The sequence below is a fragment of the Actinoplanes sp. NPDC051537 genome (genome assembly GCF_055586105.1).
The window spans coordinates 48,189-62,782 of record NZ_JBVJIU010000009.1 but is presented as its reverse complement, the minus strand read 5'-3'; the positions used below and the strand labels follow the sequence as shown (position 1 = coordinate 62,782).

The window sequence follows — 14,594 nt, the reverse complement described above, 5'->3', positions numbered from 1 at the left end:
ATGCCACGAGGTCAACTGCGCATCTACCTCGGTGCCGCACCCGGCGTCGGCAAGACGTACGCCATGCTCGAGGAGGCGTACCGGCGCGCCGAGCGCGGCACCGACGTGGTCGTGGCCCTGGTCGAGACGCACGGGCGCAAGCACACCGCCGCGATGCTCGGTGACCTCGAGGTCATTCCGCGCAAACGGGTGCAGTACCGCGGCGTCGAGCTCGCCGAGATGGATCTCGACGCCGTGCTGGCCCGCAAGCCCGAGGTGGCGGTGGTCGACGAGTTCGCGCACACCAACGTGCCGGGCTCGCGCCACGAGAAGCGCTGGGAGGACGTGCAGGAGCTGCTGGACGCCGGGATCAGTGTGCTGACCACGGTGAACGTGCAGCACCTGGAGTCGCTCAACGACGTGGTCGCCCAGATCACCGGCGTCGAGCAGCGCGAGACCGTACCCGATGCCGTCGTGCGAAAAGCCGAACAGGTCGAGTTGGTCGACATGACGCCGGAGGCGCTGCGCCGGCGGATGGCGCACGGCAACATCTACCAGCCGGAGAAGATCGACGCGGCGCTCGGGAACTACTTCCGGACCGGGAACCTGACCGCGCTGCGGGAGCTGGCGCTGCTGTGGCTGGCCGACAAGGTCGACGACCAGCTCAAGAAGTACCGCGCCGACCACCGGATCGACACGACCTGGGAGACCCGGGAACGGGTCGTGGTCGCGCTGACCGGCGGCCCCGAGGGCGGCACGCTCATCCGGCGCGCCTTCCGGATCGCCACCCGCACCAAGGGCGCCGACCTCCTCGCCGTGCACGTCGCCCGGAACGACGGGCTGGCCGGCGCCGACCCGGCCGAGCTCGCCAAGCAGCGGATCCTGGTCGAGAGCCTCGGCGGCAGCTACCACCAGGTCGTCGGCTCGGACGTGCCGCAGGCGTTGCTCGAGTTCGCGCGCGGAGTCAACGCCAGTCAGATCGTGCTGGGTGCGAGCAGCCGCGGCAAGTTCGCGCAACTGTTCTCGGCCGGGGTAGGCGTCACCGTGACGGCCATGTCCGGACCCATCGACGTGCACCTGGTGACGCACGAGCGCGCCAGTCAGGGACGGCGTCCCGGTCGCGTGCCTCCGGCGCTGTCGCACCGGCGGCAGGTCGCCGGGTTCGCGCTGGTGCTGCTGGGCCTGCCGGCCCTCACCGCGCTGTTGCGGGTGGGCCCGGCCATCTCCCTCACCAACGACATCCTGCTGTTCCTCGTCGCGGTGGTCGGCGTGGCGCTGATCGGTGGGCTGTGGCCGGCCCTGCTCGCGGCGGTCGCCGGTTCGCTGCTGCTCAACTACTTCTTCATTCCGCCGGTCGGCAAGTTCACGATCGCCGAGCGGGACAACCTGCTCGCGTTGGCGATCTTCGTGGTGGTGGCGCTCGCGGTCAGCTGGGTCGTGGACACCGCGGCGCGCAAAACCCGGCTCGCGGCCCGTGCGTCGGCCGACGCGCAGACACTGGCCACGGTCGCCGGTGGCATTCTCCGCGGAGAACGGCCCTTGCTCGCGCTGCTCGACCGGCTCCGGGAGACGTTCTCGCTCGACTCGGTGACCCTGGTGGAGGACGGCGCCGTCGTGGCCGAGGTGGGCCGGCCCCGCTGCACGCGCCCGGCGGACGCCGACATCGAGGTCACCGTCGACGACCATCTGATCCTGCTGCTCAAGGGGCACACCCTCGAAGCGTCCGACCGGCGGATCGTGGAGGCGTTCGCCGCGCAGGCCGCGGTGGCGTTGCGACAGGAAAGACTCAGCGCGGAAGCGGCCGCGGTCAAGCCGCTGGCGGAGGCGGACAAGATGCGGACGGCCCTGCTGGCCGCCGTCAGCCACGACCTGCGCACCCCGCTGTCGTCCGCCAAGGCTGCCGTGGCCGGGCTGCTGAGCGAGGACGTGCACTTCGACGCGGCCGACCGGCGCGAACTGCTGCAAACCGCGGACGAATCCCTCGAACGGCTCGACCGGCTGGTCGCGAACCTGCTCGACATGAGCCGCCTGCAGGCCGGCGCACTCGGCGTCACCAAAATCGACATCGGTGTCGAAGAGGTCGTCCCCCGCGCCCTGGACGACCTCGGACCGGACGGCCGAAGGATCACCCTCATCCTCCCCGACGAGCTGTCGCCCGTACGCACCGATCCGGCCCTGCTCGAACGGGTCCTGGTCAACCTGGCGGCCAACGCGATGCGCTACAGCCCGCCGGAGCGCCCACCGGCGATCACGGTCAGCTCGCACGGCGACGCGGTCGAACTACGCGTCATCGACCACGGCCCCGGCGTGCCGCCCGGCCGATGGGACGACATCTTCCTGCCCTTCCAGCGTCTCGGCGACCGCGACAACCACACCGGGGTCGGTCTCGGCCTGGCTCTCTCCCGCGGCCTGACCGAGGCGATGGGCGGCACGCTGACTCCCGAAGAGACCCCCGGAGGTGGCCTCACCATGATCCTTACTCTGCCGATGGGCGCCGACCGATGACCCGGGTGCTCGTCGTCGACGACGAACCACAGATCGTCCGCGCCCTGCGCATCAACCTGCGCGCCCGCCAGTACGACGTCGACACCGCCGCCGACGGCACGTCCGCCCTGCACGCCGCGGCCCGCCAGAAGCCCGACCTGATCGTGCTCGACCTCGGCCTGCCCGACATGGAGGGCACCGACGTCATCCGCGGCCTCCGGGGCTGGACGGCCATCCCGATCATCGTCCTGTCCGGACGGATGGGCAGCGCCGACAAGGTCGCCGCGCTCGACGCGGGCGCCGACGACTACGTCACCAAACCGTTCGGGGTCGACGAACTTCTCGCCCGGATCCGGGCCGTCACCCGCCGCGCCCAACCCGCCGGCGAACACAACCCCGTCGTCACGATCGGGCGGCACACCGTCGACTTCGCGGCGCGCACGATCATCGGCGGCGACGCCGACGTCCGGCTCACTCCGCGCGAGTGGGAACTGCTGGAACATCTGGTCCGCCACGCCGGGAAGCTGATGACCCAGCACGCCCTCCTGCAAGAGTTGTGGGGCCCGCAGTACCGCACCGAGACGAACTACCTGCGCCAGTACATGGCCCGGCTACGGCGCAAGCTCGAAGCCGACCCGGCCCATCCCCGCTACCTGCTCACCGAACCCGGCATGGGCTACCGGTTCCAGCCCTGACCGGCGCCGGCGGCGTCCTGGGCGTGATCCGGTCCGTGGGCCGCCGCGGGTGGACACGCGCCGCGTACCGTACGGCCGAGCAACGCCGTGAATCCGATGAGCGACGTGTACCGCCACGCCGCCACGTCACCGGTCAGATCGCCGTACCGGTGGGCCAGGAACCCCACGAACACCAGCGCGCCGAACACCGCCACGCCGGCACAGTGGCGCCAGTCCCGGGTCACCACCGCCGAAACGCCCACGACGACGGCGATCACCAGCACACGGGCAGCTTGCTCGCGTGCGCCGAGAAATTCGGCGTCGATCAGCGCCGAGGCCACCACCGCCGCGCAGCCGGCCGCCAACGCGAACGCCTGCGGCAACGTCGTCTCGTCGCGTCCAGGCACCATGATCAGCCACCGCCCGGGTCCATGCGCCCGGCTTTTCGCCGCTGCGCCCAGCACACATGGCAACGCCCCGGCCGCTCACACGCCAGAGGCATTGACGCGCTGTTCACGCGCGGCCGCCCGATATTGACGCCGCATTGACGCGGCAGCGGCCGCACAGTCCGGTGTCAACGCTGGTCGATGGGTCGCAGGAGCACATGGGCGTCGGCCTCCTCGGCTCCGCCACGAAGCCGCAGGTCGGCGATCGCCCGGCGCAGCAACGGCATGCCCGGGCAGCGAAGCAGCACCATGGCGTCGATGCCGGCGCCGATCCACCAGGCGCCGGCGACACCCGACCGCGTACGCAGATGGTCGAAGACCTGTCGGCCGCGCCGTTGACGGTGTATTCGGCCCGTGAACATCTGCGGCGCGGGCGTCAACGTCCCGTATCCGCCGGTCGTGCACCCCGCCCCGACGGTGCACGGTCTCTTCATGGTTCTTGTTCGGCAAGCCGGGAGGCCGGTCGCATGACGCTCGCGGACGTCATCCCTCGTTGCGGACGTCCCTCCACCCTCGTCTGGACCGGTGGCCTACGCCGCGCGGGCCGGGCGGTTGTCGGGCGGGCCGGAGTCAGCCTGTACCGGGTGGCCGAGGTGAGCCCGTCGGTCGACGGACGGCTCGTCGTCGCGGTGCATGGTGGCCCCGCCTGCTGTCCGCCGTCCGCGAACTGCGGAGCCCGGTGCACGGCCGTCCTGGCGAATCGCGTCTCCGCCGCCGGCGAATGCCCGGCCACGGTGGTCGGCCGGCACCGGGAAGCCGACGACGTGGTGGTGCCATCCATGCCCCTGCCGCGCGACGTCGCGACGGGCGACGTGATCGCCATACCCGCGACGGCGATCAGCGGGGGTGCGGTCGGCGTGCCGAGCGAGCGGTCGCTTCTTGGTCCCGGAGGTAATACACCTGCCTCCGCGGCGCCGAGAACCAGTACTGGAGCGAAACGGTCGCGCACACGCGGGCCGGGACTCAATACCTTTGGCTCGTAAATGGCAAGAGCGGCAAATGCCTCACCGTGAGGAATGCATCGCTCGGCCAGAACGAGCGCTGTTCCTGTTGGCAAACACGTAGCCGTACGCGCTGTCGAAGTCGTGGCGACCCCGCAAGGGAGGGAATCACCCGACCGTTCGACGATCCCTTTGCGGGATTGCCGGCCGTGCCGCGGGTCAGTTCAGGTGCACAGAAGCTCGGACAGGCCGGTGACGTCGAGGATCTGCTGGACTGGGCCGTGGCCGTTGACGACGGTGAAACTGCGTTGTGCGGAGCTGGCCGCCTGGTAGCCGGCGACCAGGCTGGCGACGATGTGCGAGTCGATGAAGCGGGTGTTCTCGAGATCGACGATGACGTGCGTGATGTTCGGTAGGTGCGCCGCCTCGAGGAGGCTGTTGGAGAGGGCGTCGCCGATGCTCATGTCGAAGTCACCGGTCAGGTTCACCCTCAGGACACCGGTGGGTGTCCGGTCTTGGGTGATGGTGAAGGGAGGTCTAGCCACATCCACTGTCTAGCACGGGGGTATGACATCGGGAGTTTCATTCTTGTCGGCTGTTGGGCGCCTTCTGTGGGTGAGGGAAGGTCGCCCATACATGTTTGGTGTCTCCGTCGACGTGCCAGCAGACTTGCTGGGCTATGGAGAGGGCTATCTGTAGGCCACGACCGCCGGCCTGTACGCTCTGCTGAGCTGGTGGCTGTCTCGGGACCCGGTCGATGGCGTGGTCGATGACGTCGACGATGTAGCAGTTGTCGTCGATGAGTAGTCGTACGAGCACGGGAGGAGCTCCGTGTCGAAACGCGTTGCCGGCGAGCTCGGTCATGACAAGACCGATGGTCTCTGCCGCGGTGACCGCTGCCGGGTCTTGGCCGTAGGTGGAGACGAAGTAGCGTAGAAGTCCGTTGCGGACCAGACGCAGCTTTTGGTCGTTCGCCAGCCGCCAGCTGAGCTCTACGCGGGTGCGCGCCGGCAGCGCCAGCATCCGCAAGGGCCCCATGGCGCACATGTTGCCCCTCGGCTGACGGCGGAAACCCCTCCGGCCATCCTGAAATGCGAGGAAGTCTCCCTTTCCGAGTTGGCGGTTACGTGCGCACCATCGGAGGTTCGTCACCCGGGCGCCGAAGGCGCGGCGGGTGGGGGAGTGCCTTGTTCCGGTCTTCTGATCATCATTGGTGGATGAACGCGGGCAGCGCGAACAGCATGGTGGCCGACCAGGTGATGTGGGTCAGGCCCGGGGCGAGGATGCCGCCGGTGGCGCGGCGTTGCAGGCCGAGAATGAGGCCCAGGGTCAAGGCGGCGAAGACGAGCATCGGGTTGGCGGTGGCGACGGTGGCGGTGGCGTAGATGGCGGTGGAGATCGCGACGGGATGCCGCCGGCCGATGGCGGCGAACAGGGCGCCGCGGAAGAAGATCTCCTCGGCTATGCCGTTGAGTACGGTCACCGCGGTGATCGCTACGGCGTTGCCGTAGCGGGCGTGGTCGAGCACGTTGTTGACCAGGTCGCGCAATGGCGGGATCTCGCGGACGACCAGGGCGCCGGCGATGAAGATGGCGGCGATGACCAGGCCGGTGGCGATCGGGATGACGATCGGCCGGCGCCGCCCGCCGCGCTGCGGGGCCCAGCCCAGGTGCAATGGTCCGGACAGCAATGCGCCGGAAATCCATACCGCCGCTACCAGTCCGGTGAAGAGGTAGAAGGTGGCGTCGCCGGGGCGCACCGACAGGGACAGGCCGAGCAGGACCGCGCCGGCGGCCAGGGTGACGGCCGCGACTACTCGTCGTCGGCGGAACTGCCGGTCGGTTTGCTGGTGATTCCGCTCGACCGGTTCGAGCAGTGAAGCGGTGACGGCGCGCCGGGCGCGGGCCAGCCGTTTCATCGGTCCGGACGCGCCGCGTCGCGCTCCGCCGCCTCCCGTTGGGCCGCCTCCCGTTGCGCCGCCTCCTGTTGCGCCGCCTCCCGTTGCGCCAGGGCGAGCCGTACGGCGTCGTCGTAGCCGAGGGCCGGTCCGGGGACGATGCGGTTGATGGCGTCGTCGTGGACGATCACCTCGTTGGTCATCGAGTCGACCAGGTTGCGGGCGGTGACGGTGTCGACGTCGGTGACCAGCCTCAACCACGCTGAGGACAGCCGCGGCGTCAGCAGCGGCACGGTGATGTTGCGCAGTCGTTTCCCGCGGATCGCCGCGACGCGTTGCAGCATGTCGATGTAGCGCAACACCTCGGGCCCGCCGATCTCGTAGGTGCGGCCGCGGGCCTCCGGGGGCTCGAGGACGCCGGTCAGGTACCGCACCGCGTCGGGCAAGGCGATGGGCTGGGTACGGGTATTGACCCACCGGGGTGTCACCGTGATGGGCAGCCGATCGGCGAGTTGACGGGTCATCTCCCACGAGATGTTGCCGTGGCCGATGACGACGGCGGCGCGCAGCACGGTAACCGGTACCGGGCCCGCCCGAAGGATCTTCTCGACGGCCCGCCGGGAACGCAGATGCGGCGACAACCGGCCCTGTTCGGAGCCGAGGCCGCCGAGGTAGATGATCCGTTCCAGATGGGCGTCGGCGGCGGCCGCGGCGAAGGCGCGAGCGGCGTCGGCGTCGCGTCGTTCGAAGTCGTCGGAGCCCAGCGAGTGGATGAAGTAGTAGGCGGCGTCGGCGCCCTCGAACGCCGCGGCCAACGACTCCGGCTGTGTCACATCGGCCATGACCGGCTCGCCCGGGCCCCGGTAGGACTCGGGCCGGCGAGTCATCGCGCGTACCCGGTGATCGTGCTGGATCAGCCGTGCGGCGACGTGTGATCCGATGAACCCGGAGGCGCCGCTGACCAGAATCGTTTTCGTCACCGCTGCTATCTACCCGCACCGGTTGGCGCGCTCACCGCCTTTCTCCTCACATCCGGGCCATCTTGAGCGGCGGGCCGGTTCGTGGTCAGGCATAGCCACGGTAGCGACCCGGCCAGTCCGGGCGAACGCCGAGGCCGGCCGCATGGTCCGTCGCGCCGTTCAGATGACTGCCCGGCGGTCGATGCGGACGTGCGCCGGCTCCGCCCGGACGCAGTCCCGGCTGCCGTTTCCCTCAACTCTCGATGCCGGCCGCCGAAGTGGCCTAGAGGGCTCGATCTCCCGGGCCGCGGGAGGAGGACCGGACATGGCACAGGACGCCAACCGGTGGTTCGGGGTGGGCCGCAGCCTGCTGGCCGACCCAGCCGAGGCCGGCGCGGCGGCCTGCCGTGAGGCGCTGGACGGACGCCCGGCCACGCTGCTGATCGTGTTCGCGTCCCTGTCGCACGCGACCCCCGAGATGGCGGCCGCCGTGCACGCGGCGGCCGGGGGTGACGTGCTCATGATCGGCTGCTCGACGTCGGGCGAGTTCACCGCCGACGGCCGCGGCGCCGGGGTCGTCGTCAACGCGCTGGGCGGGTCCGGCTTCACCGCGGCGGTACGCGCCGTGCCGCACGACAGCATGGACCTGAACGCCGCCGGAGTCGCCGCCGCGTCCTGCATCGACGATGTCGACGCCGAGCACCGGGCCGTGCTCCTGCTCGGTGACGGCCGCAGCAGCGACCAGCAGGAGATGGTCCGCGGCGCCTACGCCGTCACCGGGGCCCTCGTCCCGCTGGTCGGCGGGTGCGCGGGCGACAACATCACACAGACCGGCACCTGGCATTTCTTCAGCGACGGACGTGACGTCCAGGTGCTGCCCAACGCCGTGCTCGGCGCCGCCATCGGCTCGGGGTCGCCGCTCGGGATCGGGATCGCCCACGGCTGGCACAAGGTCGGCGAGCCGATGGTCGTCACCCGCAGCGAGCGCGGCAAGATTTACGAACTGGACGGCGAGCCGGCGCTCGACGTCTACCTGCGCCGGACCGGGGGATCGCCCGAGCTGGCCACCGACCCGGGCGCGTTCCTGCAGTTCGCGACCGTACGGCCGCTCGGGCTGGCCCGGCGCACCGGCGAGGACGTGCGCATCATCTTCGAGGCCGACCCCGAGCAGCGGTCGATCTCCGGCCTCGCCGACACGCCGGAAGGCGCCATGGTGTGGTTCATGGAAGGCGACCTCGACGCGATCGCCGATGCGGCCGCGACCGCCGGCACCGCGGCGGTCACGTCCCTCGAGGGCGCCGACCCGCTCGGCGTGCTCGTCTTCGACTGCTGCGTGCGGCCGATCGCGCTGGGCGAGACCGGCGCCGAACTCGCCGCCGAACGCCTGCGCGAGGCGCTCGACTCGATCCCGTACGGCGGCTTCTACTCCAACGGTGAGATCGTCCAGCGACCCGGCGCCAAGGGCATGCACCACCTCACGGTGGTGGCCCTCGCGGTGAGCTGACCCATGGCCGCCTGGTCCGCCCTGCAGCTCAGCGAGTTCTTCAGCGCGATCACCCGGGCCGGGGACGTCGATCGGGCCGCCCGCATCGGGGTGCAGCGCGCGGCCGAGGCCACCGACGCCGAGGTCGCGGCCGTTGTCTGCGGCGGCGCGGTGCTGTGGTCGATCGGGCTCGGCCGGGGCGCGCGGGCGGACAGCTTCGCCGGCATTCGGGCCGGGGCTGAGCTCGCCCCCTTTCCCGGTCTCGGGTCGCTGCACGTCACCGTGCACCCGCTGGACCAGGGCAGCGACGACCGCCTGATCGTCGCGCGCCGGGACGAGGAGTTCGTCGCCGAGGAGCGGCAGATGCTCCAGGGCATGGCCCGGGTTCTCGGCCTGGCGCTGCTGAGCCTGCGCACCTTGGAGACCGAACGGCAGCTGCGCCGCGAGCAGGAGGCCGAGGCGGCGAGCCGGCTGGTGCTGGTACGCGCGCTGGAGCGACGCGAACGGCTCCTCGAGACGCTCCTGCGCGTGCAGCGGGCCACCAACCAGCGCATCCCCATCGCCGAAGTGCTCGACGCGATCACCATGGGCGCCGGCGCGCTGCTCGACGGCGCCACCACGGCACTGGTGCTGCGCGACGCAACGGAGGCCGGCACGCTGACCGTCGCCTCCCTCCATTCGGGCACCGACATCGCCGGGCGAGATGAGGGCGCGCTGCTTACCGTGGCCGAGCTCGCGATGACCGCCCGTGGCCCGGTCACGGTCGGGCTGTCGATCGCCGCACCGGTCACCGTCGGCGACGAGCCCGCCGGCAGCTTCGTCATCGCCGGAGATGGCGGCGACATTCCCGACAACGAACGGCGGGACGTGCTCGCCGCCTTCGCCGAGCAGGCCAGCCTCGCCCTCACCGGCGCGCACACGTTGGCCGCGATACGGGCGGCGCACCACGACCCGCTGACCCGGCTGCCCAGCCGCGGCCTGTTCCTGGAACGCCTCCAGCAGGTGCTCGCCGCGGAGCCCGGCCCGGCCGGTGTGGCGCTGCTCTACCTCGACCTCGACCTGTTCAAACAGGTCAACGACACGCTCGGCCACGCCGCCGGCGACGAGCTGCTGCGCGGCGTGGCCGACCGGTTGTCCGCCGTGATCCGCGACTCGGACATGGCGGCCCGGCTCGGCGGCGACGAGTTCGCCGTGCTTCTGCAGCCGCTGAGCCACGAGTGCCAGGCCCGGCACATCGCCGAGTCGGTGATCGAGGCGATCGGCCGGCCGTTCGACATCGCCGGGCGCACCGTGCTGACCCGCGCCAGTGTGGGGATCGCCTACAGCGACGCCAATCTGCCGGCCGACCGGCTCATCGAGAATGCCGACCTGGCCATGTACCGGGCGAAGAAGACCCGAGCCGGTACGTGCTGGGAGTTCGAGCCGCAAATGCGGGCCGCCCTGTCGCACATTGCTTGAGGCGCGGTAGACGCTCGAGCAACGACCGAGCGGATGGTCCGGGGCCGGCGTGCGCCCCGGACCAATTCCTGATGTCAGATCTTGTCGACCTTCCACCGCTGGTTGTTACCCAGGTGGCAGCCGTAGACCTGCACCTTCTGCCCGTCGCGCAGGCCGCCGCCGGAGTTGTCGGCGTCCAGGCACAGCCCGTTGACCTCGGAGTAGATCGGGCCGGCGACGGCGTCGACCCGGATGTTGGCCCAGAACTGGAACGACGACGGGCTGATGATGTTGTGCAGCACCACCGGCGCGCCGCGGGCGTCACCGCTGAGGTGCAGGTACCCGGCGAGCCGGTAGACGTCCTGAGCCCGTACGTTGTGCAGGCGGTGGCCGTTCTCCACCACCCACTGCTGGTTGCGCTCGCCGGTGCACGTCCAGATCTGCACCTTCGTGCCGTCGCCGAACGTGCCGAACTCGTCCGCGTCGAGGCAGAACGTCCGGGTGCCGTCGGTGACCTTCACCGTGACGATCGTCGGCCCGGCCACGGCCGCCGACGCGGCCGGAACCCGGCCCACCGTGTCGGCCGCGATCATCGCGATCAGGAGCATCATCAGCGCCGCCGCGGCGCGGACCGTTCTGAAACCTGTGGTCATGGCGTTCCCTTCGTCGTGTCGGTGCTTCGTGGCGGCCGCCGACCTGACGGAACCAGACATGCGGCTCCCCCGCCGAGTCCCTTTCGGATGTCGCCGAATGGACAGCCCGGCCGCGAACTCTCCGCGAGGGTGGAGCAGATATGTCGTGACACCACTTTCGGCGGGGGGAACGACATGACCGCAACACCGGACCGGCCTCTGGCCGCGCTCATCGGCGGCACGCGGACGCTGGTCCTGACGACGATCGGCACGGGCGGCGGAAGCACCACCACCGAGATCGCACGGCGGCTGCGGATCAGCCCGGCGTCGGCCTCCGAGCACGCGTACGCGTTGCGGGCAGCGGGCCTGATCAGCACCGAGCGCTGCGGGCCGTGCGTCGAGCATCGGATCACCCGGCTCGGGCGGGCACTGCTCCGGCGAGCGCCGGATCAGCACCGTGGCGCGAACCCTTCGCGACCGGTGAGCAGATAGCCGATGTCCGCGTCCGCGTCCGCCAACGGTCGGAGGTGCCCGGCATGAGGCGTACGCCGCGCGCCGGAAGCGCCGTGGGCGACGACGCCGCGGTCATCAGCCGGTCGGTGCACGACCCGGAGCAGTTCACCGAGATCTTCCGCCGGCACGCCGGTCACATTCACCGCTATCTGGGCTCCCGGGTCGGCCCGCAGGAGGCCGACGATCTGCTCGCCGAGGCGTTTCTGCACGCCTTCCGTAAACGCGACCGGTACGACACCAACCGTCCCGACGCCCGGCCGTGGCTCTACGGCATCGCGGCGAACCTGGCCGCCATGCACGCCCGCGACGGGGAACGCGCGTATCGACTCCAGCGCGCCGCCGCCGGGCGCGCCGACGACAACCGCCACGACGACCGGGTCGCCGCCGACGTTTCCGCGCAGGCCGCCCGCGACGTGCTGGCCGCGGGCCTGGCCGCGCTCGCGCCCGGCGACCGGGACGTGCTGCTGCTGATCGCCCAGGAAGAGCTGACCTACGAGCAGGTCGCGAGCGCGCTGGCCATCCCGGTCGGCACCGTGCGGTCCCGGCTGCACCGGGCCCGCGCCCGGCTGCGCGAGGCGCTCGGCGGTTCCGATCCGACCGGCGTGTACGAGGAGGCGAACGAGCATGGATGAACTCGCCGTGATCCGCGCGAACGCCGTGCCGCCGACCGCCCTCGACGACCCCCGGCTGGCCGGCGCGCGGGACCGCCTGCGGGCCGAGATCGCCGGCTCGTCCCGGCGATCGGCGCGCCGGCACGGGTGGATGCCGGCCGGTCTCGCCGCCGCTGCCGCCGCCGTACTGGTGGCCGTGCTTCCGCCGAGCGCCGAGGCGCCCGGCCCGTCGATGGTGCCGGCGGCCCAGGTGTTCGAACTGGCCGCCTCGGCCGCGCTGCGCGAGCCGGACCGGGAGCCCCGAGCCGACCAGTTCGTCCACACCCGCTCGATCGGCTGGGACGGGGCGGTGTACGAGTCCTGGCTGTCGGTCGACGGGACGCACGACGGCCTGGAGCGGGGCGACGACGGGCGTGAGTCGGTGATCCCCGGCTGCCGGGCCGGTCGCCGGCCGGTGACCATCGACGACATGCCGGTTCCCGGCCGGTACGAGCAGTGCGTCCCCGAACCGGCCTACGAACCGGATATCCCCGCCGAAACCGCCGCGATGGTCGCCTTCCTCCGCGAACGCAACGAGCGCGACGATCCGGCGAGCACCATGAACAGCACCGGCAAGGACATCATGGAGTTGTCCGTGAGCCACTACCTGCGCCCGGCGCAGCGGGCCGCCCTGCTACGTGCCGCCGCGCTGATCCCGGGCCTGGTCACCGGGTCGACGACGGCACCGGACGGCCGCGCCTGCACCACCGTCACCTGGGACTTCGGCGGCGCCGACCCGACGGTGCTGGTCTTCGACGCGACGACACACGCCTTCCTCGGGGACAACCTGGGCCTCACCACCGTCACGATCGTCGACCGGGCCGGCCAGGAGTCGTGACCCCCGTACAACAGCGTCCGGATGTCAGAAGTGTGCCGCGCTCGGTGTGCCTCATCCTGGAATGGCAGAGCTAAGACATCGACGTTCCACGAATTTCCCTGCACCGAACGCATACGCATACCTCCACCGGAGCCTCGGTTACAGAGTTGGAACGGTCGAGAAATGTCAGAGTAATGACGCGGGCCCAATCTTCTTGCACCTGCAGCAGCCGGCTGCACCTTGCTGACGACACCTGGCGAGGCGCTCGGGAGGCCGGCGGCTCGGCATGGGACATGCACGTCCGCACCATCCGCTGTGCCGCGACCCCAGCTCCTTTACCAGGAACGGAGTTCCCGCCTATGTCCACTCTCAGCAACCGGCTGCGCAAGCTTGTCGCCACGGGCACCGTCGCGACGACCGTCGCCCTCGTGCTCACCGGCTGTGGCGCCCGCGCCGGCGACGAGGCGTCCGGCGGCCAGTCGGCCGCGCCCAGCTGCGTCGACACCTCCGGCGACACCATCAAGCTCGGTTTCCTCAACTCGCTCACCGGCGGCATGGCGATCTCCGAGAAGACCGTCGCCAACGTGCTGCACATGGCCGCCGACGAGATCAACGCCGACGGCGGCATCCTCGGAAAGAAGATCAAGTACATTCAGGAAGACGGCGCTACCGACTGGCCCACGTTCGCGGAGAAGACCGGGAAGCTGCTCACCCAGGACTGCGTCGCCGCGATCTTCGGCGGCTGGACATCGTCCTCCCGCAAGGCCGTCAAGCCGGTCGTCGAGAAGAACAACGGCCTCTTCTTCTACCCGGTGCAGTACGAGGGCCTCGAGGCGTCGCCGAACATCTACTACACCGGCGCGACCACCAACCAGCAGATCATCCCGGCGATGGACTTCCTCGCGTCCAAGGGGGTGAAGAGGCTGTTCCTCGCCGGCAGCGACTACGTCTTCCCGCGCACCGCCAACGCGATCATCAAGCTCTACGCGGCCAAGCTCGGCATCCAGATCGTCGGCGAGGAGTACGTGCCCCTCGACAAGGACGACTGGACCACCCAGATGGCGAAAATCGTGGCGGCCAAACCCGACTTCATCTTCAACACCATCAACGGCTCATCGAACGTCGGCTTCATCAAGGCCTACTACGACGCCGGCCTCAAGGCGGCGACGACGCCGATCATCTCGGTGTCGATCGCCGAGGAGGAGGCGCCGGCCATGGGCCACGAGATCACTGGCCAATACGCGTCGTGGAACTACTTCGAGTCGCTCAAGACCGACACCAACCCGAACTTCATCAAGAGCTGGAAGGCCTACCCCAACAGCAGCGGCGTCACCTCCGACCCGATGGAGGCCGCGTACATCTCGCTGTATCTGTACAAGGCCCTCGTCGAGGCGGCCGGCTCGTTCGACGTCGACAAGGTGAACGCCGCGGCCAAGGCGAAGCCCATCACGTTCGACGCGCCGGAGGGCAAGGTCACGCTCAACGGCGAAAACCACCACATCTCCAAGCCGGGCCACATCGGCCAGATCAACGCTCAGAAACAGTTCGACATCGTCTGGTCCTCCGACAAGTTCATCGACCCGGACCCGTTCCTCAAGGGCTACGACTGGTTCCCGGCGACCGTCCGCGATCAGCTCGTCAAGGCTGCGGGCTGATCGCACCACCCGGCTCGAACGCGGGGT

The 14,594-nt window shown here is 70.3% G+C and carries 15 protein-coding genes; 8 read left to right on the top strand and 7 right to left on the bottom strand.

Translation table 11 applies throughout. The features are described from left to right. Both ACZ6TB_RS22785 and ACZ6TB_RS22780 read left to right on the top strand, forming a co-directional pair. A complete protein-coding gene (locus tag ACZ6TB_RS22785; RefSeq protein ID WP_465556659.1) occupies positions 1-2,484 on the top strand; it encodes a DUF4118 domain-containing protein in 2,484 nt (827 codons plus the stop codon). Further along, positions 2,481-3,158, top strand: coding sequence for a response regulator (locus tag ACZ6TB_RS22780; RefSeq protein WP_465556657.1), 678 nt, complete (start codon positions 2,481-2,483; stop codon positions 3,156-3,158). Before ACZ6TB_RS22785 ends, ACZ6TB_RS22780 begins: the two co-directional genes overlap by 4 nt. Here ACZ6TB_RS22780 and ACZ6TB_RS22775 read toward each other — a convergent pair. From ACZ6TB_RS22775 to ACZ6TB_RS22750, 6 genes are all read right to left on the bottom strand, one after another. Further along, positions 3,140-3,547 (bottom strand): hypothetical protein, encoded by a 408-nt coding sequence (locus ACZ6TB_RS22775; RefSeq protein ID WP_465556655.1) that lies wholly within the window; start codon positions 3,545-3,547, stop codon positions 3,140-3,142. The genes ACZ6TB_RS22780 and ACZ6TB_RS22775 overlap by 19 nt on opposite strands. A 164-nt stretch (positions 3,548-3,711) precedes the next feature. Further along, a complete protein-coding gene (locus ACZ6TB_RS22770) occupies positions 3,712-4,017 on the bottom strand; it encodes a hypothetical protein (RefSeq protein ID WP_465556653.1) in 306 nt (101 codons plus the stop codon). Between the two features lie 731 nt (positions 4,018-4,748). Further along, a complete protein-coding gene (locus tag ACZ6TB_RS22765) occupies positions 4,749-5,069 on the bottom strand; it encodes an STAS domain-containing protein (protein WP_465556651.1) in 321 nt (106 codons plus the stop codon). 37 nt (positions 5,070-5,106) lie between these two features. Next, positions 5,107-5,562 carry an ATP-binding protein gene (locus ACZ6TB_RS22760; protein ID WP_465556649.1) on the bottom strand — a complete coding sequence of 152 codons (456 nt, stop codon included), beginning with the start codon at positions 5,560-5,562 and terminating at the stop codon, positions 5,107-5,109. Positions 5,563-5,731: 169 nt separating this feature from the next. Next, positions 5,732-6,442 carry a lysostaphin resistance A-like protein gene (locus ACZ6TB_RS22755; protein ID WP_465556647.1) on the bottom strand — a complete coding sequence of 237 codons (711 nt, stop codon included), beginning with the start codon at positions 6,440-6,442 and terminating at the stop codon, positions 5,732-5,734. Continuing rightward, positions 6,439-7,401 (bottom strand): NAD(P)H-binding protein, encoded by a 963-nt coding sequence (locus ACZ6TB_RS22750; protein WP_465556645.1) that lies wholly within the window; start codon positions 7,399-7,401, stop codon positions 6,439-6,441. Before ACZ6TB_RS22750 ends, ACZ6TB_RS22755 begins: the two co-directional genes overlap by 4 nt. A gap of 304 nt (positions 7,402-7,705) precedes the next feature. Between ACZ6TB_RS22750 and ACZ6TB_RS22745 the strand changes: the two genes are divergently transcribed. Further along, positions 7,706-8,884: an FIST signal transduction protein gene (locus ACZ6TB_RS22745; protein ID WP_465556643.1), complete on the top strand. Its 1,179-nt coding sequence runs from the start codon at positions 7,706-7,708 to the stop codon at positions 8,882-8,884. 3 nt (positions 8,885-8,887) lie between these two features. After that, positions 8,888-10,321, top strand: coding sequence for a diguanylate cyclase domain-containing protein (locus tag ACZ6TB_RS22740; protein WP_465556642.1), 1,434 nt, complete (start codon positions 8,888-8,890; stop codon positions 10,319-10,321). 74 nt (positions 10,322-10,395) lie between these two features. Here ACZ6TB_RS22740 and ACZ6TB_RS22735 read toward each other — a convergent pair whose 3' ends face one another. Beyond that, positions 10,396-10,953, bottom strand: a complete 558-nt coding sequence (locus tag ACZ6TB_RS22735; protein ID WP_465556640.1) for a hypothetical protein — start codon at positions 10,951-10,953, stop codon at positions 10,396-10,398. 174 nt (positions 10,954-11,127) lie between these two features. On the opposite strand from ACZ6TB_RS22735, the gene ACZ6TB_RS22730 reads away from it, so the two are divergent. The 4 genes from ACZ6TB_RS22730 to urtA all read left to right on the top strand — a co-directional run bounded on the left by ACZ6TB_RS22730 (position 11,128) and on the right by urtA (position 14,567). After that, on the top strand, positions 11,128-11,424 hold the full coding sequence (locus ACZ6TB_RS22730) for a helix-turn-helix domain-containing protein (protein WP_465556638.1): 297 nt from the start codon (positions 11,128-11,130) through the stop codon (positions 11,422-11,424). A 44-nt stretch (positions 11,425-11,468) separates the two neighbouring features. Next, positions 11,469-12,077, top strand: a complete 609-nt coding sequence (locus ACZ6TB_RS22725; protein WP_465556637.1) for an RNA polymerase sigma factor — start codon at positions 11,469-11,471, stop codon at positions 12,075-12,077. Beyond that, positions 12,070-12,933: a CU044_5270 family protein gene (locus ACZ6TB_RS22720; protein WP_465556635.1), complete on the top strand. Its 864-nt coding sequence runs from the start codon at positions 12,070-12,072 to the stop codon at positions 12,931-12,933. Before ACZ6TB_RS22725 ends, ACZ6TB_RS22720 begins: the two co-directional genes overlap by 8 nt. Before the next feature lie 338 nt (positions 12,934-13,271). After that, on the top strand, positions 13,272-14,567 hold the full coding sequence (urtA, locus tag ACZ6TB_RS22715; RefSeq protein WP_465556633.1) for an urea ABC transporter substrate-binding protein: 1,296 nt from the start codon (positions 13,272-13,274) through the stop codon (positions 14,565-14,567). Positions 14,568-14,594: the final 27 nt, after the last annotated feature.

Coding starts and splice junctions, on each gene's coding strand:
- ACZ6TB_RS22785 (WP_465556659.1), top strand. CDS start 1: ATGCCACGAGGTCAACTGCGCATCTACCTCGGTGCCGCACCCGGCGTC.
- ACZ6TB_RS22780 (WP_465556657.1), top strand. CDS start 2,481: ATGACCCGGGTGCTCGTCGTCGACGACGAACCACAGATCGTCCGCGCC.
- ACZ6TB_RS22775 (WP_465556655.1), bottom strand. CDS start 3,547: ATGGTGCCTGGACGCGACGAGACGACGTTGCCGCAGGCGTTCGCGTTG.
- ACZ6TB_RS22770 (WP_465556653.1), bottom strand. CDS start 4,017: ATGAAGAGACCGTGCACCGTCGGGGCGGGGTGCACGACCGGCGGATAC.
- ACZ6TB_RS22760 (WP_465556649.1), bottom strand. CDS start 5,562: ATGGGGCCCTTGCGGATGCTGGCGCTGCCGGCGCGCACCCGCGTAGAG.
- ACZ6TB_RS22755 (WP_465556647.1), bottom strand. CDS start 6,442: ATGAAACGGCTGGCCCGCGCCCGGCGCGCCGTCACCGCTTCACTGCTC.
- ACZ6TB_RS22745 (WP_465556643.1), top strand. CDS start 7,706: ATGGCACAGGACGCCAACCGGTGGTTCGGGGTGGGCCGCAGCCTGCTG.
- ACZ6TB_RS22740 (WP_465556642.1), top strand. CDS start 8,888: ATGGCCGCCTGGTCCGCCCTGCAGCTCAGCGAGTTCTTCAGCGCGATC.
- ACZ6TB_RS22735 (WP_465556640.1), bottom strand. CDS start 10,953: ATGACCACAGGTTTCAGAACGGTCCGCGCCGCGGCGGCGCTGATGATG.
- ACZ6TB_RS22730 (WP_465556638.1), top strand. CDS start 11,128: ATGACCGCAACACCGGACCGGCCTCTGGCCGCGCTCATCGGCGGCACG.
- ACZ6TB_RS22725 (WP_465556637.1), top strand. CDS start 11,469: ATGAGGCGTACGCCGCGCGCCGGAAGCGCCGTGGGCGACGACGCCGCG.
- ACZ6TB_RS22720 (WP_465556635.1), top strand. CDS start 12,070: ATGGATGAACTCGCCGTGATCCGCGCGAACGCCGTGCCGCCGACCGCC.
- urtA (WP_465556633.1), top strand. CDS start 13,272: ATGTCCACTCTCAGCAACCGGCTGCGCAAGCTTGTCGCCACGGGCACC.